The sequence below is a fragment of the Phocicoccus schoeneichii genome (assembly GCF_014635565.1).
Taxonomy (GTDB): Bacteria; Bacillota; Bacilli; order Staphylococcales; family Salinicoccaceae; genus Phocicoccus; species Phocicoccus schoeneichii.
This window is the reverse complement of sequence record NZ_BMDB01000004.1, coordinates 121,141-141,255: the sequence shown is the minus strand read 5'-3', so window position 1 is coordinate 141,255 and position 20,115 is coordinate 121,141. Positions and strand designations below refer to the sequence as shown.

Sequence of the window (20,115 nt, the reverse complement as noted above, 5' to 3'; positions counted from 1 at the left end):
ATGTTCAAAGAATTTAATTTACTAGATAATCAACAGAAACGAAAGTTAATTGGTGCAATCTTCATCATGATGACAGCGTCAATTACACCAGCATTTTTACTTACTACAGCTGATCTAACAAATGAATTAAAGACGACATTCGCGTTTGTAATTTTGGTCACACTAATCATAGAACTCGGTTTCCAATTGAACTTATGGCGTGTGGTCTCAGTGAGTGGAAAACCAATCCATCAACTGATAAATACAATCGTACCAAAGCTAGGAAACGTCATTTCATTTTTTGTGATTCTCGGCGGACTCGCATTTAATATCATTGCAATCATTGGTATGGGAGTAGGGTTTAACTTAGCTTTCGGACTTGATTTAAAAATTGGAGCAACGATTGGTGTATTCTTAGCAATATTAATATTCGCATTTAAGGCAGGTAGAGATAACCTTGACTTGATTGCGCCTATTTTAGGAATTGTGATTCTATTGATTACAGCATTTACATATCTCTTTGTATTCAATAAAGTGCCATATGATGAAGTATTTGTACGCACGATAATGCCTCAAAATATTGAGCGTACGATTGTCCCGATTGCGATGGTTTTAGCTGGTACGATAGGTGGATACATTTCACTATCAGGAGCTCACAGATTGATAGATGGTAAGATTACAGGCATGAAATATCGACATGTTGTAACACGTGCATCGAATTTAAGTGTGGTTTTAACGAGTTTGGTACGTGTGTTTATCTTCCTAATTGTCATTGGACTCTTAGCATCAAATACGATTCTATTTAGTGATAGTGTGTTAGAGAATGCATTTGTTGAGATCTACGGCGATTACGGTAATGTTGCACTTGGAGTGCTTTTTATAATAGCGGCAGTTACGTCGATTTCTGCGACAACTTATACGGCTGGTACGATGATACAGAGCTATAATATCGCGCTGAAGAAACACCTAAATATTGTACTTGTCATGTATATCGTAACTGCATGGCTAATCTATCTGATGGTGGAAGAACCGACGACACTAGTGTTGTTTTCATTTGCACTAAATGGAATTTTAATACCGGTCATTTTAGGTGGTATGCTCCACGCTACTAGACGTAAAGATATCGTCGGAGCATACAAACATCCGCTATGGATGTCTATTTTTGGAGTGATTGCTTTAATCTTCACATTCATTGCAGCATTCTATATGATTTACGAATTGCGTATTTTATTTTAAATGTATGATAGAAAATAATTTACATTTTGAGTGTAAAGTATTATACTAAACCAATACTTTAGGAGTGAATATGTTGAAAACATTATTATTAACGGGGTATGAACCATTTTTAAAGTTTAAAACGAACCCAACAGAGAGTGCAGCTAGACACTTAGATGGCACAACTGTTGGCGAGTACAGGATTGTTTCAAGAGTATATCCTGTATCGTTTAAAAATATCGAGGTATTAATTAGAAAAGACATCGATGAAGTAAATCCAGATGCGATTATTCATCTCGGACTTGCAGGGAATATTCATAGTATTCATTTAGAACGCATCGCAATCAACTGTATTGATGGAAGACCTGATAATGACGGGTTTCATCCGAATGGTGAGAAGATTAATGAAGACGGACCAGATGCGATTTTTTCAACACTCCCAATTAAACGATTAGAAAAAGCACTTTTAGAGAATAATATACCAGTGACGATTTCAAACTCGGCAGGTACGTATCTATGTAATAACTTGATGTATTGCTCGCTGTATTATTTAAAAGAAAAAGATTTAAATATACCGAGCGGTTTCGTCCATGTGCCAGCAAATATGGAAATTTCAATTGCTAATAAAATTCCAGGTTGGCCACAAGATTACATTAACGTCGCCGTTACAAAAGTAATAGAAAATCTATAAATTCACTGGAGGAATTTTAATGACAAAATTTACAGAAGTTAAAGCAAGCACGTATGCTGAGATGAGCAGAGAAGCTGCAAAAATTATTTTCGACGATTTAAAAGCGAAAAAAGATACGGTATTAGGACTTGCAACTGGTTCAACACCAGAAGGTATGTATGATGCATTATCAACTATGATCAATGAAGCGGACTTAGATTTAAGTGAAGTAACTACTTTCAACTTAGACGAATATGTTGGTCTTGATGAAGGTAATGATCAAAGCTACCACTACTTCATGGATAAAAACTTATTCTCGAAAATTGATGTACCTAAAGAAAACATCCATATCTTAAACGGTGTAGCAGATGACATTGAAAAAGAAGTTAAGGAATACGAGGCTTTAATCGATGAAAAAGGAATCGATATTCAAGTACTTGGAATTGGGCGTAATGGACATATCGCGTTTAACGAACCAGGAACTTCATTTGACTCATTAACACACCGTGTACAATTAACAGATGAGACGATTGAAGACAATGCACGTTTCTTCGAAAAGAAAGAAGACGTTCCAACAGAAGCACTATCTATGGGACTTGCTACAATCATGAAAGCTAAAAAAATCATTTTACTCATTTCTGGTGCAAACAAACAAGAAGCTAGAGACTTATTTGTGAGTGGAGAAGTGTCAGAAGACGTTCCAGTTTCGATTTTACACAATCATCCAAATGTGATTCTATTAACAGATTCTGAAGCACGTGGAGAATAATTGATATTGATGCACTTCCATTTTTGGAAGTGTATTTTTTATCCAAAAAAGAACTGGATGCGCAAATATTTAGATAATTGTAAAAAAACGGTTGCATTGTTTCAGAAGTCGAAATATACTTGAGTTAACTATTAAAGAAATGGAGGAAACGTATTATGAACAACAGATTAGATTTAGACGTAATTAAAAACTTAAACTTTTCCTCCGAATTAGATGCAAAATAATATAGAGATTTTATAAGTCTCACTATATTTATGTGCACTTAGAATGGGGGACAACTCTAATTCTATGTGTATTTTTTTATGCGCACTGGAATCAGTGTGCATTTTTTTGTACAAATTCGGACATGGAAGATGAAAGGAACGCAAATGTTAAACTTTTTAAAACAGCTTAAATGGTTCTTTACCACGCATAAGAAAACATATATTTTACTGTTTCTAACAGTAATTTTATTAAACATTATCGATGTTGTTCCACCGTACATCATTGGTAAATCGATCGACTTTATAACTGAAGGATCGATGTCAAAAGAACTATTAATGAAAATTGTATTGATTTTCTCAATCATTATTGTAATCAGTTATACCTTGAGTTTTGTATATTCATTTCTCATTTGGCAAGGTGCCTACAAAGTTGAGACCATCGTGAGACATCGTCTCATGAGAAAATTCCTTTTAATGAGTCCTTCTTTCTTTGAAAAGAATAAAACAGGAGATCTCATGGCGAAGGTAACGAATGATTTAAAGAGTGTTTCTAACGGTGTAGGTATTGGGATATTTACATTATTAGACTCAAGTGCATACATGATCACGCTACTCATCACGATGATGGTAGTCGTTTCTTGGAAGCTTACGATACTCGCAATTCTCCCATTACCCATACTTATTTTTGTAGAAGTATTCATTGGTAAAAAAATCCATCTCGCTCACGAGAAAGCTCAGAAATCTTTCGGCGATATGAACAACTCAGTGTTAGAGGGTGTTGAAGGTGTGAGACTCACACGTAGTTTCGTTCAAGAAAAAGATGAATACGCAAGATTCTATGATATGACAGAAAACTATCTACAAAAATTTATGAAAGTAGTTAAACTCGATAGCTTATTCAATCCACTCACAACAATCGTTGTGTCTGTCACATTTATTCTCTCATTTGGTTTTGGTGCTTACTTTATCAACCGAGGAGACATCACCCTAGGTGAATTCATTACATTCAATATTTACTTGAACATGATGATTTGGCCAATGTTTGCGACAGGTATCACAATTGACCTTATGCAGCGTGGGAACGCATCGTATACGAGAATTAACCGCGTGTTTAACACTGAAGACGATGTTATTTTTGGTACGAACAGTGATCATAAGACGGACATTGGATTTGAATCATATGGATTCACTTATCCAAGTAGTAATCATGTGAATTTAAAAAATATCACAATTGATTTAAAGAGTGGAGACACACTTGGTATTGTTGGTCGTACGGGTTCTGGTAAGACAACGCTTATCAAGCAGTTACTCATGTACTATCCATTTGGTGAGGGGAAACTCCAAATCGATGGTGTACCAATTTCTGACATCAGTCGTTCAGACTTCAGAGAAAAAATTGGTTATGTCTCACAAGATAATATATTGTTTTCAAAAACAGTAAGAGAAAACATTCTATTTGGTAAACAGGATGCAACAGAGGAAGAATTACAAGAAGCAATCAAGATGAGTGCACTCGATCAAGACATCGAAAACATGCCGAACGGTCTCGACACACTTGTTGGTGAGAAAGGTATCGCACTATCTGGTGGACAAAAGCAGCGTGTATCTATCGCGAGAAGCTTTATTAAAAATCCAGATATTCTTATCTTAGATGATGCTTTATCAGCAGTTGATGCAATGACTGAGTCACGCATCATTGAAAACATTAAAGCTACACGTCAAGGTAAGACAACAATCATCATCACTCATAGGCTTTCTGCTGTGCAACACGCAGACCAAATTCTCGTTTTAGATAAAGGGGAAATTGTGGAACGTGGTACGCATCATGAGCTCTCAAACAGTGGTGGATGGTATCAGAAACAACATGAGTATTATCTATCCGGAGGTGATGACGATGAAGAACTTTAAACGATTATATAGTTACACGATCGGCGAAAGAAAAACATTAATATTTGGTATTTTCTTAAGTGCGATTGGTGTCGTCCTCACGTTACTTGGACCGTTAATCTTGAAATTCATTATCGATAACTACATGCAAGAAGGTAATGTAGTTGCTAAAGGAATTATCACACTCATCCTGATCTATCTTGGTATTCAAATTGTCAACTCAGTTGTCGCATATTTCTCGCAAATCGTTATTCAAACGTCATCGAGCCGTGTGATACAAAAACTGAGACTAAAAGTATTTGACCATGTACAAAATTTACCAGTTCGTTATTTTGATGACTTACCTGCAGGGAAGGTTGTAGCGAGAATCACAAACGATACTGAAGCGATTTTAGCGCTATTCACTTCAGCGGTACCTGTCATCATTATCAGTGGATTTACGATCTTTGGAATTATTGTGGCGAGCTTCTTTGTAAGCTTCTATGCAGGGCTTGCAATGATCGTGATTGTACCAATTATTATGATTTGGGTTTATCTATATAGAAAAGCTTCGACAAAGCATAACAATATTAAACGTGAGAGAAACAGTGACATCAATGCGATGATCAACGAATCTATTAACGGAATGCAAATCATTCAAGCATTTAATAGAGAAGAAACTGTGCTTGAAGATTTCAGCAAGATCAACGATGAGTTCTACGACAGCTCAATGAAGATTGTTAAAATCAACGCACTGACAAACCATAACTTAATTGAGACATTAAGAAGTATTTTACTCATGATTTTAGTGGTCGTTTTCGCAAGTATTTTCTTAGATACAGGAACGGCACTTACCGTCGGTTCGATGTATTTAATCATCGACTATTCAACGAAGTTTATGGACCCGTTATATAACATTGTTGGGATGCTCGATATCATTGAGCAAGCACGTGTATCAACAAATAAGGTGTATGAACTTCTCGATAAGGAAGTAGAAGATAACCAAGATGGCGAGCTTAACACGTTCACAGGAACAATTGAGTTTCAAGACGTGAACTTTAGTTACGATGGTAAGACGAACGTTTTAAACGACATTTCATTTAAGGTGAATCCGAATGAAACACTCGCACTTGTAGGGCATACAGGCTCTGGTAAGAGTTCGATTATCAACCTCTTAATGAGATTCTATGACCCAACATCAGGTCGTATATTATTTGATGATAAAAACACGTTAGAACTTAATAAGCAGTCTATGCGTAAACACATGTCAATTGTCCTTCAGGATCCGTTTATTTATTCAGGATCACTTCTCTATAATATTCGTATGAATAATACAGAAATTACAGAGAAAGAAGCTCTAGACGCCCTCATTAAAGTGGGTGGACAAAATATTTTAGACAAGCTAGAGAATGGGATTCATTCAGAACTATCAGAGCGTGGGGCAACACTATCACTTGGAGAGAGACAGCTGATTTCATTTGCGAGAGCACTTGCATTTAACCCGACTGTTTTAATCTTAGATGAAGCTACGTCAAACATTGATAGTGAGACAGAGCAAATGATTCAAAATGCGATGGCAGTCGTGTCAAAAGACCGAACGACATTTATTATTGCACACCGATTATCTACGATACAGAATGCAGATCACATCATTGTCTTAGAAAAAGGACATATAATTGAAGAAGGAAATCACGCATCACTCATGCAAGAAAACAACAAGTATGCTTCAATGTATTTAAAACAAGTGACGAAAGAGGAGATAAAGTGAATATTACCTATCATGAAAATCGAATAATCGACACTAAAGAACTAATCGAACTGTATAAGAGTGTGGAGTGGTCTGGATATTACGAAGACACGTATATTATGGAGTATATTTTGAAGAATAGTCTGTTTCATATTTCAGCTTGGGACGGGGAAAAATTAGTTGGACTAGTACGAGTAGTAGGCGATGTTGTATACATTGCTTATATCCAAGATATTTTGGTACATCCAGACTATCAACGACACGGTATTGGAAAAGCACTTATGGAAATGACTTTAGAAAGAGTGCGGAAATGCAGACAAATTGTACTTACAACAGAAAACTCAGAAAAAACAAAAGGGTTTTACAAATCACTTGGCTTTAAAGAATTTTCAGAGTTAGGCGCACTCGGATTCGGATATTATAATTAAAGCAAAAGACTGTCATACTTTTGTATGACAGTCTTTTTTTATTTCTTAAATATTTTTTTGATTGATTTAATCATACCGCCTTCTGTGAGTAAAATACTGCGTTTATAAATATATGTTGTGAGCCAGATAATAAGTACGATTGAAATAATCATAATAATTATTCCAATAAACTGTTCTGTCAACGAAGTGTCTGGATCTATCAATCGTAAAGGCATCACGTATGGTGTAAAGAATGGGAAGTAACTGGATAGTTTTACAAGTATTGTCCCAGGTGTCGCAATACTAAACATCGCAATGTAGAACCCACCGATACTTAAGAATGTCAGTGGCATAATACTTTGTTGTAAGTCTTCCATTCTAGAGACGAAGCTTCCTAACATCGCTGCAAGTGATAAATACAGAAGTAACCCTAGAAGCATATAGATGATACAAATAATGATAATCGAAACCGTATTATCACTAAATTCAAGATCAAACTTTTGAACCGCTTCATTAATATTACTCGTCTTAAATGCAATATATCCACCAATCAGGAGCACTAAAATCTGGGTCAATGCACTTAAAATTATTGCAGATACTTTCGCAACCAAGTGAGTCGTTGGGGACACACTAGATACGATCATTTCAATGACGCGAGATGATTTTTCCTGCGCAATATCATTCGCGACTTGTCCAGCATACCCAATAATAATGAAGAACATGAGCATCAGCGTGATATACATAATCACCATGTTTGCTGGATTGATATCATCGAATCCACTCTTAGGTGCATCTTCATCTGCCGTCTTTTCAGTCAAATCAGTTTTTGTGTTTAACTCTGCGATTGCTTCAGGATTGATGTTGTTCTCTTGCATTACTAATGTTTGATGAAGCTGATCGAGTGTGTTTTGAATCGCATTTTTATCGTCTGATGACAGTTCAACTTCTGTGTTGATCAGAGAAGTGAGCGTGTTTTTATCTCGCTCAATCGTTAGAATATTTGTAGAATCATCGGTGACTTTAATCGTCTCTGAGTGATTTGGCAATAACATCTCAAATCCTTCTTTTAACTCTGGTTCAGCCTCTACAGTAATCGTTTCAATCTCTTCAGACTTATTAAACATATCGATAATGACATTAAAGTTAAATCCTAAAAAGATAATTGCGACAGTGATCAATGTAGTGAAAATAAACGCTTTTGATTTTACTTTCTGCTTATAGGCACTTCCTAAAATCATAAAAAATTTATTCATTATTTTCTACCTACTTTCTCTATGAATATTTCGTTAAGGGTAGGGTCTTCGACACTAATCTTTTTGAAATATCCTATTGAAGAGATTGTCTCGTATATATCTTTTGCGTAAGACTCTTCTGCAATCTTAAGTGTGACTGTGTCATTCTTTTTAGTGTATTCAAGAACTCCAGGAGCATTCTCTAAGAATGCGAGGTCATGTTCACCAGTAATCGTCATGCGCTTTTCTTTGTATGAGCGCTTAATGTCCGAGATTTTTCCACTTAAGACTTGCTTACCTTTATTCAAAATACAGATGGATTCACACAGTTCTTCTACGTGCTCCATTCTGTGAGAACTAAAGATAATTGTTGCTCCATTTTTATTGAGTTCAAGAACGGCTTCTTTTAATAACTCAACGTTTACTGGGTCAAGCCCTGAGAATGGTTCGTCTAAAATAATGAGTTTCGGATTATGGATTATAGAAGCAATCAGTTGAATCTTTTGTTGATTCCCTTTTGATAAACTTCCGATCTTCTTGTTGAGATTCTCTGAAACATCAAAGCGGTCTAACCAGTATTTTAAAGCCTCTAGTGCGTCCTTTTGGCTCATGCCTTTAAGACGTCCAAGGTATGTCACTTGCTCTTGTACAGTGAGTTTTGGGTGTAACCCGCGATCCTCAGGCAGATACCCAATCATATCTGTTACATCATAGTTGATGTGTGTATCATTCCATGTGATGGTCCCTTTAGTAGGTTTGAGTAAATTTAAAATCATACGGAAAGTAGTCGTTTTACCCGCACCATTTCCGCCTAAGAACCCATACATTTCTCCTTCTTCAACATGCAGTGATATGTCATCAACAGCAGTGTGTTCATTAAATACCATCGTAAGGTTATTAATAGATAGTCCCATGCAGTTCACTCCTTTAAGTTATTTTCAGTTTACCATAATTTATGATATAGTTTTTAGATATATAGATTGGAGAAAGACCTTGCAAATTTTATTAGAAGCATTTAAACCAATTATCCCAATTTTTATTATTGCAGTGATGATTTTTTTATTTGTATTGCTGTATATCAACTACAAAATGGGATATAAGCTGAATAATTTTAAACGCATCTTACAGTTTAGTACTTATTTTGGACTCGTCGTGACACTCCTAGGCATGTTCTTAGTAACGATGATGCCAACTTCAATAGAAAGTCATTCTTTGAATTTAACACCATTCGGAACCATTAGAGACATGTTAGACTATGCAACACGAGAAGCTATTTTTAATAACATCATCATGAACATTGTGTTATTTATGCCGTTCGGTTTCTTTATGTACTTGGTGTTAAGAAAAGAACTTCTAGTATCACTAATAGGGATGGCTGTTTCATGCTTAATAGAAACACTACAATTTATTTTTCCTATTGGACGTACGTCAAACATAGATGATGTGATTTTAAATGTAATTGGTACGATTATTGGTATAATTATAGGAGTATTATTTTTAAAGATAGAACAAATATATGACGTATACTTTGGTAGGAAGAGCAAATGAAAAAATTATTAATGTTAATTATCTTCGCAGCGACACTTGTACTCAGTGCATGTAGTACGTATCAAGAAGTGAGTAGTAATAAAGAAGAAAACAAGCGAACAATTACAGTAGAGCAAGCAGGAGAATTAGAAATTCCATATGACGTGGAACGCGCGTTATTATTTCGCGCTACAGATCCACTGAATGCACATTTACTCGGTGTAAAGCCTGCTGGTGTTAATGAAATACTTAAAGAGAATAAGTATATAGAGGAAAACTTGAAGGATGTAGCGTTTATTACACCTGGTGATTTAGATCATATTAAGACATTAGATCCTGACTTAATCATTACCTACGCACCAGATGATTATTCGAGTGAATACGTCGATATCGCACCAACAATAGAGATGATATATAACTCAAGTTTTTTAAGCCCTTATAAGAAACGCGTCTATTTAACTCATTTCTATCATTTAGGTGTGATGTTAAATAAGGAACAAGAAGCGAAAGACATCATTGATGAATGGATGACGACGATGACAGAATTGAAACGTGGTTTACCATTTAATGCGAGTGAATATGATGCAGTTGTTTTAACTGAAATCGATGGTGGCTATCAAGCGGTACCTAAATTCGGTAGCTTTGGGACTGAAGCAATCTATGATGTCTTAGGATTTAATCTGAATAAAGAAGCCAAACGTCTCATGGAAAACAATGCGACGACGGTAGAGTCACTAGATCAATTGAAAGATTTTGAAGCTGATTATGTGTTTATCAGTTCAAATGAAGATCCAAAAACCCTAAAAACTAAAGTTAAGAATGAAGCGGGTATGGATGAGTCACGCGTCGTAATTATGAATCTCGATGACTTTAGAACAAATGATTTAATTTCTGTAGAAGGTCAAACAAAAGAAATTATTGATGCACTTAAATAATCTAAAAAGACTTTAAAACGTGATTTTAAAGTCTTTTTTTTGTACACTTTAATAAATGAGGTGAAACAATGAAGGTATTACCAGAAGATTTTGTAAAGCTTTTTAATGAAAGACATTTCAATATCTTATATCAAGCATCTACAAAGGATTATCAGTCACTCATGAGTGAAGAAGAATTCGTCACTTATGCGAATGACTTTAAGAATAATAGTGGGGATTTTGAATTAAAATTTCACAACTCAATTCACTACAAGGTAGACAGGTATTGTTTTATAGATGATAACGACACGCATATGATTACCGCTGTGTTTCATCAGAATGGGGAAATTGGTGGTATCCAATTTGATTTTCATGAGCAGTATGAAACGGACGATGACTATACAAAAAATGAATATAAGTTTCCGATTAATGACGAGTGGTTCGTTTTATGGGGTGGTACAAATGCGTTCTTAAACTACCATTATCCATATAAAAACCAGCGCTATGCTTACGATTTAGTACAGTCGATTTCTGGACATGTTCATAATGGATTAGAGAAAAAGCTCTCGAGCTATTTTACGTATGGTAAAGATGTTGTTGCACCGTTAAAAGGTGAGGTCGTGGATGTTTATCTGCATCAACCAGATAATTTTATAGGAATTCCAAATATGGAACAACCGATGGGGAATGCGGTTGTCCTTAAACATGAAAATGATGAATACAGCATGGTCGCGCATTTACAAGCAGGCAGTATTGTAGTAAGAGTGGGAGATACAGTGGAACAAGGCGATTTGCTCGGATTTGCAGGTAATAGTGGAGCTTCAAATGAACCGCATTTGCATTTCCAAGTGACGGATGGCAGAGATTTAGTAGATTCAAACTCATTAAGAATTAGATTTAAAGATTATGAAAAAGAACCAGTTCAAGCAGAAACTGTGAGAGGTGTCTAATTATGTTTAAATCATTGTTATCTGTGTTACTTGTGAGCACAATGTCAGCAACAACATCTGGATTACAGAGCGTAGGATCATCGAATTTTGTGGATTTGTCTCCAGTAAAGTCTTTTGACTTTAGAGCAACTGGAGACATACTTGTCCACGATTATTTATATGAAGATGTGAAACAAGATGACGGTAGTTATGACTTCAATTCAAGGGTTAAATCGATTGAACCATATCTAAAAGACGCTGATTTTGTGTATTTAAACCAAGAAACACCAATTGGTGGGGAAGAGCTCGGACTAAGTGGATATCCTACATTTAACGCACCAGAAGAAGTGGCGGATCTATTAGAATACTTACATGCAGATGTCGTAAACTTAGCGAATAACCATATCTTAGATAGAAGTACAGATGGTGTTTTAAAGACAGTTGAACGTTTGAAAGAACGTGGTATTGATTACGTGGGTGCAAATATCTCAGAAGAAGATATGAACCGCATGCGCGTCTTTCTGGTGAATGGTCTTAAAGTGGGCATGAGTGGTTATACATATGGCACAAACGGCATCGAAACTCCAGAAGGACAAGACTATTTAGTGAATTATGATTATTTAGACTTAATTTTAGAAGATGTTGAGAAGTTAAAAGAAGTATCGGATGTGCAGATTATCAGCATGCATAGAGGTGTAGAGTACGCAGAATTCCCCGAAGAAGCAGATCGTAGAATGTATGAACAGATTGCTGAAGCGGGCGTAGATTTAATTATTGCGTCACATCCGCATACACTACAACCGGTTGATATATATGAAACATCAGATGGTAGAGAAGTGCCAATTGCGTATTCAATGTCGAACTTCTTTAGTGCACAACAGACGTTAAATACAAAACTTGGTGGTATCTTTGATTTTGAAGTTAAAAAAATTGGTACCACAGTAATGGTACCAAAAGTAAGATTTATGCCAACGTATGTTAAGAGTAATGAGTATGAAGACTTTAATCTGATTCCTTTAAACGATGCAGAAATGCCTCTAGTCTATAAAGACGTAGAATCTCATATGAAGACTTATACAGATAAGTTAGAAGTCGTACCTTATCTTGAGTAGTTATTCATCGTACTCTCTTTTGAATATTGTAGAAAGAGAGTATAGGGCGATCACAATGAATAATACGATGATTGCGATTTTTAATAGACCGGCAACATGAGGTGCAATAAAGTAATAGATTGCACCGAGTGCGATGACAATTAGTAAGACATTAAACGATTTTTGTAGTTCGAGTTTCATGGAATCACCTATTTTATCTTTTAAATATAGTTTAGCATAGATTGAAAGGAAGTCATTATGGCGAATCAGAATAAAAATAAGGTCGGCGTGTGTCCGTATTGTAAGCATGAATGGACGTATAAAGAACGCCTACTTGGTTATGTTATTAAGCCAAGGTCAAGAACGAAATGCCCGAAGTGTGGAGAGTATTTAGAGCCGTCAACAATGACGATGATCTATGAATATTTAGCGCTAATACTTGTACTCATATTTGTGATATTTATAATCCCACAAGCACCGTGGCTCCATTGGACAAAAGTGATCTTGAGCGCTGCACTCATACTACCACTGATCTTTATCTTTATTCCGTTCAGTGTGAGATTTGAGAGACAAGTATATAATGTGAAGAAGAAATGAGTGATATGTCTTGTTTAAGTTATTTCATCCTGTGAATATTAAGTTTGGTGAGGGATTGATTGGTGATCTTGAGACTCTATTGGAGGGCTATGAGGGGTATAATTTTGTGATTGTCGCGGGTAATTCTGCGAAACAAAACTGCATTCTTCGTGTGATTGAGTCACAACTTGATAATCGTGTATTAGGTACTGTAGTCGGTATTGAAGAGAATCCAACAATGGAGAATGTGGACACGATTATCGAAATGATGAATAACACAAATGCGGATGCCTTAATCGGTATTGGTGGGGGTTCTGTCATGGATGCCACTAAGGTTGCGTCTATCGGCGCTGCAATGGGACTTTCAGCGCGTAAGGTTATAAGTGAAAAGAGTCGAACAAGAGTACCTCTGATCCTTATTCCGACAACGAGCGGCTCGAGCAGTGAAGTGACGAATTCTGCAGTCATCAGTGATCATACAATTGGTAAAAAGTTGCCAACGAATGGTCCTGAAGTATTTGCGGATCTTGCGATTATCGATCCAGAGCTTACATACACATGTCCGAAGGGTGTTACTGCAATTTCTGGAATTGACATTATGTGTCACGCGTTTGATGCGATTGGTAACGTCAAGCACAATCCTTATTCTGATACACTCGCAACGGAAGCTTTACGTCTCGCATTCAAACACTTAAAATCAGTATATGATGGTGAAAATAATAGAGAAGGGCGTCATGCGTTATCTCTTGCGACGATGCTTGTAGGTCAAGCGTTCAGTCAAACTGGTACAAGTGGCTCTCATGCAGTCAGCTATTATTTAACATCGGAATTTGGTGTGCCTCACGGTGAAGCGTGCGCGTTGACGGTTGATTTATGGTACAAAATTAATAGTGAAGAAGACCCGCGTCTTGAAGAAATCGCGAAGTCTTTAGGGTTTTTATCGGTAGATGAAATGTTAGATGCATTCAATGAGTTAAAAAAATCTATAGGCTTACGAACGACATTTGATGCACTTGGAATAGATAAAAAACATCTTGCAGCTATAGCAGAGGATGCATTGTTACAAGCAAATATGAAAAACAATATTGTTCAGTTAAATGAAGCTGAACTTGTTGAACTATTGAATAGGAAGTAGATTATGAAGAAAATTGTTGTGGTTGGCGCCGTAATTATAAATGAACAAGGCGAAATTTTATGTGCACAAAGACCAGAGGGCAAGACATTGCCATTAATGTGGGAATTTCCTGGTGGCAAGGTTGAACCAGGAGAAGATCCAAAAGTCGCCTTAAAAAGAGAACTCTTGGAAGAAATGGATTGCGAAATTGAAGTGCTCGATAAAATAACAACAACAGAATATAAATATGATTTTGGAACAGTGGAACTTACAACATTTTACTCAAAAATTATCGATGGAGACATAAAATTATTAGAACATATCGATAAAAAATGGTTAAAAGTCTCGGAATTAGGGAAATTAGAATTTGCACCTGCAGATATTCCTGCAATTGAACGAATCATGGAGGAGAAAAAATATGGAATTTATTAAAAGTGTATTTGGACTCGTATTTAAAGTGTTATTAGTGCTGTCAGTAATTGGCGCAGTAGTTGGCGCAATTGTATACTTTGTTGTTAAGAAAGACATTAAAGAAATACAAGAATTTACAGCACGTATTCGTGAGGAAATGGAAACAGAACAAGGTGTTTAATCCTTGAAAAGTAAAACTCCCACCAGTATTTAAATACTGGTGGGAGTTTTTGGTGTAAAGTTTTATTTCAATACTTCTTTTAAACTTTCGATGTTTTTATTCATCATGCTTTGATATGTTGCGTCTTCTGGGTCTTTATCTGTCAAAGTTTCTAAGTTATGGAAAGGCAGAAATTCTGTTTCTGTTTCTCTACCAATCATATCTGTAACGCGTGATGATACGTTTTGTTCATAAAGAATGTATGGAATTTTTTCTTCGTTAATGTGTGTGACCATCTCAGTGAGCGCTTTTTGTGATGGTTCTTCATTGTTTAGACCGCTAATTCCGACTTGTTCAAAATGATATCTGTCTGCAAGGTATCCGATAGATTCATGTGAGATATACACTGTTTTACCATCAGCATTTTTCGTTGCGTCTTTTAAATCTTTGTCCATCTGAACGAGCTCATCTTTTAATCTGTTAAAGTTCTTTTCATACAGTTCTTTATGTTCGGGTTTCATTTCAGATAATGTTTTTGTGATATTCTCGGCCATTTCTAGTGCAAGGTTCGGATCTAACCAAACGTGCGGATCGTGCGCACCATGGTCGTGTCCGTCGTGACTATGGTCGTGAGATTCTTCATCTCCGTGATCATGTGCTTCTTCGTCTTCATGCTCGTGTTCAGCGTGTTCTTCTTCTGATTCTCCTTCATGATTATGATCGTTTTCAATCAGTTTATCTTCAGAAGAGAATGCCGCAAGTGATTTTGTGTGGGAACCGATTGTGTCATTAATTTTTTTGGCGAGTGGGTCGAGTTCTTCATTTGTAAATACAAATAAATCTCCTTCAGCATAGCTTAAAATATCTTTTTGAGACGGCTCGTATGAGTGAATGTTGACGTTTTCAGGGTATACAGATTCAACTTCTACAGTATCTCCGCCGATTTCTTTTGTCATGCTATAGAGTGGAAACACTGTTGTGTATATATGTAGCTTGTTTCCATCTGTTTTCGTGTTTTTATCTCCCGTGCCACAGGCTGCGAGAAGTAAAGTGATAGATAAAATTAAAAAAGCTTTAAATTTCATAAATTGACCTCCTTATTGCTTACGGTTTTAAATTATATCGTAATGATTACGATTAAGCAATAATTTTTTAATAAAAACTTGAAAATAGTCGTGAAATCCTGTATTATAGACAAAGTGATTTAATGTGCCTATGGCACACAGTTCATCCTTTGATGATCAACTGGCCAGTTGAAAAGCATAATCACGAGACATGTTTATTAGGAGGGAAAACCATGCGCGTTAACGTTATTTTAGAGTGCACTGAAACAGGTGACCGTAATTACATTACTACAAAAAACAAACGTAATAATCCTGAGCGTATTGAATTTAAAAAATATAGCCCAAGATTAAACAAAGTTACTTTACACCGTGAAACTAAATAATTAAAAGTTTTCACTTACCATATCAATTTTGATATGGTATTTTTTGTTTAGAGAAGGGCTTAGTGAGCGACTGTGATATACTTAAATTAAGAATATTACTAGTAGGAGTGTGTGTAATGGCAGAATTACTCGATGGAAAAAAAGTAGCTGCGCATCTTTCAGAACAGATTAAAGAAGCAGTTGAAGAAACCAAAAGAATTGGTATTTCACCAAAAGTATGTTTTGTACGTGTAGGAGATTTAGAAGACTCCATCTCTTATGAGAATGCAGCTATAAAACGGTTTGAAAAATTAGGGATCGAAACAGAACAACTTCACTTTAAAGAAGATATTTCTGAAAATGAATTTTTAGATAAGTTTAAAGAAGTGAACTGGGCGGTTGATGTTCACGGAATTCTTTTACTCCAACCACTTCCAAAACACATCGACATCACAAAAGCATCACGTGTGATGCGTTCACATAAAGATATTGACGGACTTACTGTGATGAACTTAGGCAAAGTGTTGACGAATGCAGCGGATCGACTAGAACCGTGTACGCCAGCAGCTGTAATGGAATTACTTGATTTCTATGGTGTTGAGCTTGAAGGTAAAAACGTAACAGTCGTTGGTGCAAGTGCAGTAGTAGGTAAGCCACTTTCACTACTTATGTTAAACAAAAATGCGACAGTAACGACTTGTAACTTGCATACTAAAGATCTCGTAGAAAGTTGTAAGAATGCAGATATCATTGTGAGCTGTGCAGGTGCGATCAATCTAATTCAAGAGCAACACGTGAAACCTGGTGCAGTCATTGTTGACGTTGGTATCAACTTTAACGATGAAGGCAAGATGGTCGGAGACGTTGATTTTGAAAATGTTAAAGAAAAAGCAAGCATGATTACTCCAGTACCAGGTGGGGTTGGAGCAATCACAACAACTGTACTTGCTCAACATTTAATGAAAGCTGTTGAGTACCAAAAAGAAGCAGTCCTCTTCGTACCAGATAAACACTAATTATAATAGTGAGATTTCCAATATATCCATAAAAGGTATAAAGAAAGTCTCTAATGAATCTAGATATCGGCCAATGAGCATTTCGCTCCATTGGTCGATTTTTATTATTTCAACATCGACAGTGTAGCGATACCCATCATAGAAATATTCGATTTTGACTGGGAGCTTGTGGTTCATAGCGTAACTCATCTTGCGGTTCAGTAAATCAACACGATCGTCAGTTAAAACAGGGCGCGTGATTTTATCTTGTGAATCTATGATATTTTGAACATTCTCAAACTGCTCTGGCATCGTTGCGAAGGGTGCCCACTTGATCATCCCTCTGCCGACAGGGATATTTGAATCGAGCTCTTCTGTTTTCATCTGTCTATAATCCATAATATCCCTACTTTCTTATTATAATTATACGAACATATGTTCTGTTTTTCAAGACGTATAATTAGAAAAAGATATGGTATATTAGTGATGGAGGAACGATTATGAAAAAGTGGATATATGCGAGTGTCTTAATTGTAACCGTAATTGCGCTATTATTTTTGCCAATCGTAGACGAAACGAGTAGTGGAACACGTGTGGTTGTCGATCATTCAACAGGCGAAATCATACACCCAAACTGTTTCGAGCACGTTGAGAAAACGAATTGGATAGACGAAGTATCATATAAGCGCGCACAAGAAGAATATAACTATGAAGTAACAAACACCTGCTCACAAGAACTTTTAAGCGATAAAAAAACGAGCATCGTGAAGCGGCTGTTTAAATAAAAAGTGTGGTTGCCCCTAAGGTCAGATTTATTTGACTGGAGGGGTGTTTTTGTTGGATTAGTACTGCCCTTGTTGCGGTAAACGCAAGTTTGAGAGTATTAGCGCTAAAAGGTGCGTTGTTTTCATCTTATTTTTTTGATAAAAACAGAATCCCTCCTTTAAGTTGTTAAGATACCCAATTAACGGCAGGATAAAAATAGTATCCTACCGCTAAAGTGTGTGGAATCTTGATTAGAGTAAGGATGCTCGGAGAATCCGGAAGCTAATGTGAACTAAAACTTGGTTAGAGTAGGGATTCTAAGAGTATTCTTCCTCTAATTTAAAAAAGCCTTTGATTAGGGCACGATTCACAAAGTATCCTGTCGCAAATCGTAAAAATTTACTGATTAGTGTCAGGATCGATTCTGTCTATAAATATATTTAAGATAAAAACAGCATACTATAGCTAAAACTCTGGGAAATGGAATGAGTTGTAGTATGGAAGTGCGTGCCATATATCTAGTTTGTCCGGGAACAAGATTAGCTATACTTATGGAAAAAATATTGTTGCGCTAATTTTTAACAAACACCAAATAGCGCAACGATGTGCCGATTATGTTTGCGCTAACTTCTAGCAAACACCAAATAGCGCAACGATGTGCCGATTATGTTTGCGTTAATCTCCAGCAAACACCAAATAGCGCAACGATGTGCCGATTATGTTTGCGTTAATCTCCAGCAATCACCAAATAGCGCAACGATGTGCCGATTATGTTTGCGCTAACTTCTAGCAAACACCAAATAGCGCAACGATGTGCCGAGTATGTTTGCGCTAATCTCCAGCAAACACCAAATAGCGCAACGATGTGCCGATTATGTTTGCGCTAATCTCTAGCAAACACCAAATAGCGCAACGATGTGCCGATTATGTTTGCGCTAATCTCTAGCAAACACCAAATAGCGCAACGATCGGCTAACTATTTTCGCGCTAATTTCTGTTTTTATCTATTTACCGCAACGATTTCGCGCCAACAACCGACTCGCACCAACCCATCGCACACTAACGCCAACAATGCTAACCAAATCCTCACGCCACCCCAAAAAATCCCACAAAAAAACGTGCAACCTACTATTTCAGGTTACACGTCTATCTTGTTTACTCATATAATGATGCAAATGCTTTTTCAATGTTTGGTACGACTTGTTTTTTACGTGATACAACGCCTTTTAGGATTGCGGCGTTGTCTTCTAATGCGACATCGAATGCTTTTTCGATTACGCCGTGATGTTCTCCTAGTGCAAGTACTTTAGAGTTTGATTCTAAAATGTTTGTCACGACTAGAGTGAATAGATCATACTTGTTTGCATCGATTTCTTTGTTGATTGCTTCTACTAGTTCGTCTTTTCTTTCGAAAAGTTCGTCAACGTCAACTACGTTTACTTGCGCAATGCGTACACTGCGTTCTCCCATTTCAAATGTTTTCGCATCTCCGTTAATAAGTTCTTCTGCTGTTTTATCACTTGTTGACGCGCCAGCTTTAAGCATTTCTAATCCGTATAATTCAAGATTAATATCAGCAATTTCTGCTAATTGATATAACGTTTTTTCATCTTGTTCAGTTGTAGTTGGTGATTTTAGTAAGAGTGTGTCTGAAATAATCGCGGATAACATCAACCCAGCAAGTTCTCTTGTTACTTCAATATTGTTTTCATTGAAGATTTTATAAAGAACAGTTGCTGTACAACCAACTGGTTCTGCACGGAAGTAAAGTGGTGCGTTCGTTTCAAAGTTCGCAACTCTGTGGTGATCAATAACTGCTAAGATTGTCGCAGCTTCGATTCCAGGTGCTGATTGTTGAAACTCGTTATGGTCAACAAGCATTACTGTATCTTCTTCAGTAACAGAGTCTAAGAGTTCAGGTGCGTCTACATTAAAGTATTTTAATGCATATGCAGTTTCTTTATTCACTTCACCTAAACGGTATGCTTTCGCATCTCTTCCTAATTTAGATTCAAGTTCAGCAAGCACAATTGCTGATGTGATTGTATCAGTATCTGGGTTTTGGTGCCCAAAAATTTTGATTGACATAAAAATTCTCCTCAAAAAGTGTTAATAGATA

23 protein-coding genes are annotated in these 20,115 nt (G+C 36.4%); 17 read left to right on the top strand and 6 right to left on the bottom strand.

Annotated elements, in window-relative coordinates:
* The 6 genes from IEU51_RS08620 (at position 1) to IEU51_RS08595 (ending at position 6,877) form a co-directional block, all read left to right on the top strand.
* Complete coding sequence (locus IEU51_RS08620; protein WP_186088468.1) at positions 1-1,215, top strand: NRAMP family divalent metal transporter; 1,215 nt, start codon at positions 1-3, stop codon at positions 1,213-1,215.
* 70 nt (positions 1,216-1,285) lie between these two features.
* Complete coding sequence (locus IEU51_RS08615; protein ID WP_308808183.1) at positions 1,286-1,885, top strand: pyroglutamyl-peptidase I family protein; 600 nt, start codon at positions 1,286-1,288, stop codon at positions 1,883-1,885.
* 19 nt (positions 1,886-1,904) lie between these two features.
* Positions 1,905-2,633 (top strand): glucosamine-6-phosphate deaminase, encoded by a 729-nt coding sequence (gene nagB / locus IEU51_RS08610; protein ID WP_186088469.1) that lies wholly within the window; start codon positions 1,905-1,907, stop codon positions 2,631-2,633.
* A 368-nt stretch (positions 2,634-3,001) separates the two neighbouring features.
* Positions 3,002-4,744 carry an ABC transporter ATP-binding protein gene (locus IEU51_RS08605; RefSeq protein WP_186088600.1) on the top strand — a complete coding sequence of 581 codons (1,743 nt, stop codon included), beginning with the start codon at positions 3,002-3,004 and terminating at the stop codon, positions 4,742-4,744.
* Entirely contained in the window at positions 4,731-6,470 is a 1,740-nt protein-coding gene (locus IEU51_RS08600) for an ABC transporter ATP-binding protein (protein ID WP_186088470.1), read from the top strand. Before IEU51_RS08605 ends, IEU51_RS08600 begins: the two co-directional genes overlap by 14 nt.
* Positions 6,467-6,877 carry a GNAT family N-acetyltransferase gene (locus IEU51_RS08595; protein WP_208455160.1) on the top strand — a complete coding sequence of 137 codons (411 nt, stop codon included), beginning with the start codon at positions 6,467-6,469 and terminating at the stop codon, positions 6,875-6,877. Before IEU51_RS08600 ends, IEU51_RS08595 begins: the two co-directional genes overlap by 4 nt.
* 38 nt (positions 6,878-6,915) lie before the next feature.
* Here IEU51_RS08595 and IEU51_RS08590 read toward each other — a convergent pair whose 3' ends face one another.
* Both IEU51_RS08590 and IEU51_RS08585 read right to left on the bottom strand, forming a co-directional pair.
* Positions 6,916-8,109: an ABC transporter permease gene (locus IEU51_RS08590; protein ID WP_186088471.1), complete on the bottom strand. Its 1,194-nt coding sequence runs from the start codon at positions 8,107-8,109 to the stop codon at positions 6,916-6,918.
* Positions 8,109-9,002, bottom strand: coding sequence for an ABC transporter ATP-binding protein (locus tag IEU51_RS08585; RefSeq protein ID WP_186088472.1), 894 nt, complete (start codon positions 9,000-9,002; stop codon positions 8,109-8,111). The genes IEU51_RS08590 and IEU51_RS08585 overlap by 1 nt, the downstream gene beginning before the upstream one ends.
* A 79-nt stretch (positions 9,003-9,081) precedes the next feature.
* Between IEU51_RS08585 and IEU51_RS08580 the strand changes: the two genes are divergently transcribed.
* The 4 genes from IEU51_RS08580 (at position 9,082) to IEU51_RS08565 (ending at position 12,570) form a co-directional block, all read left to right on the top strand.
* Entirely contained in the window at positions 9,082-9,636 is a 555-nt protein-coding gene (locus tag IEU51_RS08580; RefSeq protein WP_229713932.1) for a VanZ family protein, read from the top strand.
* Complete coding sequence (locus IEU51_RS08575) at positions 9,633-10,550, top strand: ABC transporter substrate-binding protein (RefSeq protein WP_186088474.1); 918 nt, start codon at positions 9,633-9,635, stop codon at positions 10,548-10,550. The genes IEU51_RS08580 and IEU51_RS08575 overlap by 4 nt, the downstream gene beginning before the upstream one ends.
* A 68-nt stretch (positions 10,551-10,618) precedes the next feature.
* The gene (locus tag IEU51_RS08570; protein ID WP_186088475.1) at positions 10,619-11,479 is read left to right on the top strand and encodes a M23 family metallopeptidase; all 861 of its coding nucleotides are present in this window, start codon (positions 10,619-10,621) and stop codon (positions 11,477-11,479) included.
* A 2-nt stretch (positions 11,480-11,481) separates the two neighbouring features.
* The gene (locus tag IEU51_RS08565; RefSeq protein ID WP_186088476.1) at positions 11,482-12,570 is read left to right on the top strand and encodes a CapA family protein; all 1,089 of its coding nucleotides are present in this window, start codon (positions 11,482-11,484) and stop codon (positions 12,568-12,570) included.
* Here the strand turns inward: IEU51_RS08565 and IEU51_RS08560 are convergent, their stop codons facing one another.
* On the bottom strand, positions 12,571-12,750 hold the full coding sequence (locus IEU51_RS08560) for a hypothetical protein (protein WP_186088477.1): 180 nt from the start codon (positions 12,748-12,750) through the stop codon (positions 12,571-12,573). It lies immediately after the preceding gene.
* Positions 12,751-12,807: 57 nt separating this feature from the next.
* Between IEU51_RS08560 and IEU51_RS08555 the strand changes: the two genes are divergently transcribed.
* The 4 genes from IEU51_RS08555 to IEU51_RS08540 are packed head-to-tail and all read left to right on the top strand — an operon-like array spanning position 12,808 to position 14,831.
* Positions 12,808-13,146 (top strand): TIGR04104 family putative zinc finger protein, encoded by a 339-nt coding sequence (locus IEU51_RS08555; RefSeq protein ID WP_186088478.1) that lies wholly within the window; start codon positions 12,808-12,810, stop codon positions 13,144-13,146.
* 10 nt (positions 13,147-13,156) lie between these two features.
* Entirely contained in the window at positions 13,157-14,260 is a 1,104-nt protein-coding gene (locus IEU51_RS08550; RefSeq protein WP_186088479.1) for an iron-containing alcohol dehydrogenase, read from the top strand.
* Complete coding sequence (locus IEU51_RS08545) at positions 14,261-14,671, top strand: (deoxy)nucleoside triphosphate pyrophosphohydrolase (protein WP_186088602.1); 411 nt, start codon at positions 14,261-14,263, stop codon at positions 14,669-14,671.
* Positions 14,658-14,831, top strand: a complete 174-nt coding sequence (locus IEU51_RS08540) for a hypothetical protein (RefSeq protein ID WP_186088480.1) — start codon at positions 14,658-14,660, stop codon at positions 14,829-14,831. Before IEU51_RS08545 ends, IEU51_RS08540 begins: the two co-directional genes overlap by 14 nt.
* A gap of 62 nt (positions 14,832-14,893) precedes the next feature.
* Here the strand turns inward: IEU51_RS08540 and IEU51_RS08535 are convergent, their stop codons facing one another.
* Entirely contained in the window at positions 14,894-15,895 is a 1,002-nt protein-coding gene (locus IEU51_RS08535; RefSeq protein WP_186088481.1) for a metal ABC transporter solute-binding protein, Zn/Mn family, read from the bottom strand.
* Between the two features lie 212 nt (positions 15,896-16,107).
* Between IEU51_RS08535 and rpmG the strand changes: the two genes are divergently transcribed.
* Together rpmG and IEU51_RS08525 are read left to right on the top strand one after the other, a co-directional pair.
* Positions 16,108-16,257, top strand: a complete 150-nt coding sequence (gene rpmG, locus IEU51_RS08530) for a 50S ribosomal protein L33 (protein ID WP_186077036.1) — start codon at positions 16,108-16,110, stop codon at positions 16,255-16,257.
* A gap of 116 nt (positions 16,258-16,373) precedes the next feature.
* On the top strand, positions 16,374-17,252 hold the full coding sequence (locus IEU51_RS08525; RefSeq protein ID WP_186088482.1) for a bifunctional 5,10-methylenetetrahydrofolate dehydrogenase/5,10-methenyltetrahydrofolate cyclohydrolase: 879 nt from the start codon (positions 16,374-16,376) through the stop codon (positions 17,250-17,252).
* Here the strand turns inward: IEU51_RS08525 and IEU51_RS08520 are convergent, their stop codons facing one another.
* A complete protein-coding gene (locus IEU51_RS08520) occupies positions 17,253-17,630 on the bottom strand; it encodes a YolD-like family protein (RefSeq protein WP_186088483.1) in 378 nt (125 codons plus the stop codon).
* A gap of 101 nt (positions 17,631-17,731) precedes the next feature.
* Between IEU51_RS08520 and IEU51_RS08515 the strand changes: the two genes are divergently transcribed.
* Entirely contained in the window at positions 17,732-18,016 is a 285-nt protein-coding gene (locus IEU51_RS08515; protein WP_186088484.1) for an alpha-amylase, read from the top strand.
* A gap of 1,135 nt (positions 18,017-19,151) precedes the next feature.
* On the opposite strand, the gene IEU51_RS08510 is transcribed toward IEU51_RS08515, so the two are convergent.
* Positions 19,152-20,084 carry a manganese-dependent inorganic pyrophosphatase gene (locus tag IEU51_RS08510; protein ID WP_186088485.1) on the bottom strand — a complete coding sequence of 311 codons (933 nt, stop codon included), beginning with the start codon at positions 20,082-20,084 and terminating at the stop codon, positions 19,152-19,154.
* Positions 20,085-20,115: the final 31 nt, after the last annotated feature.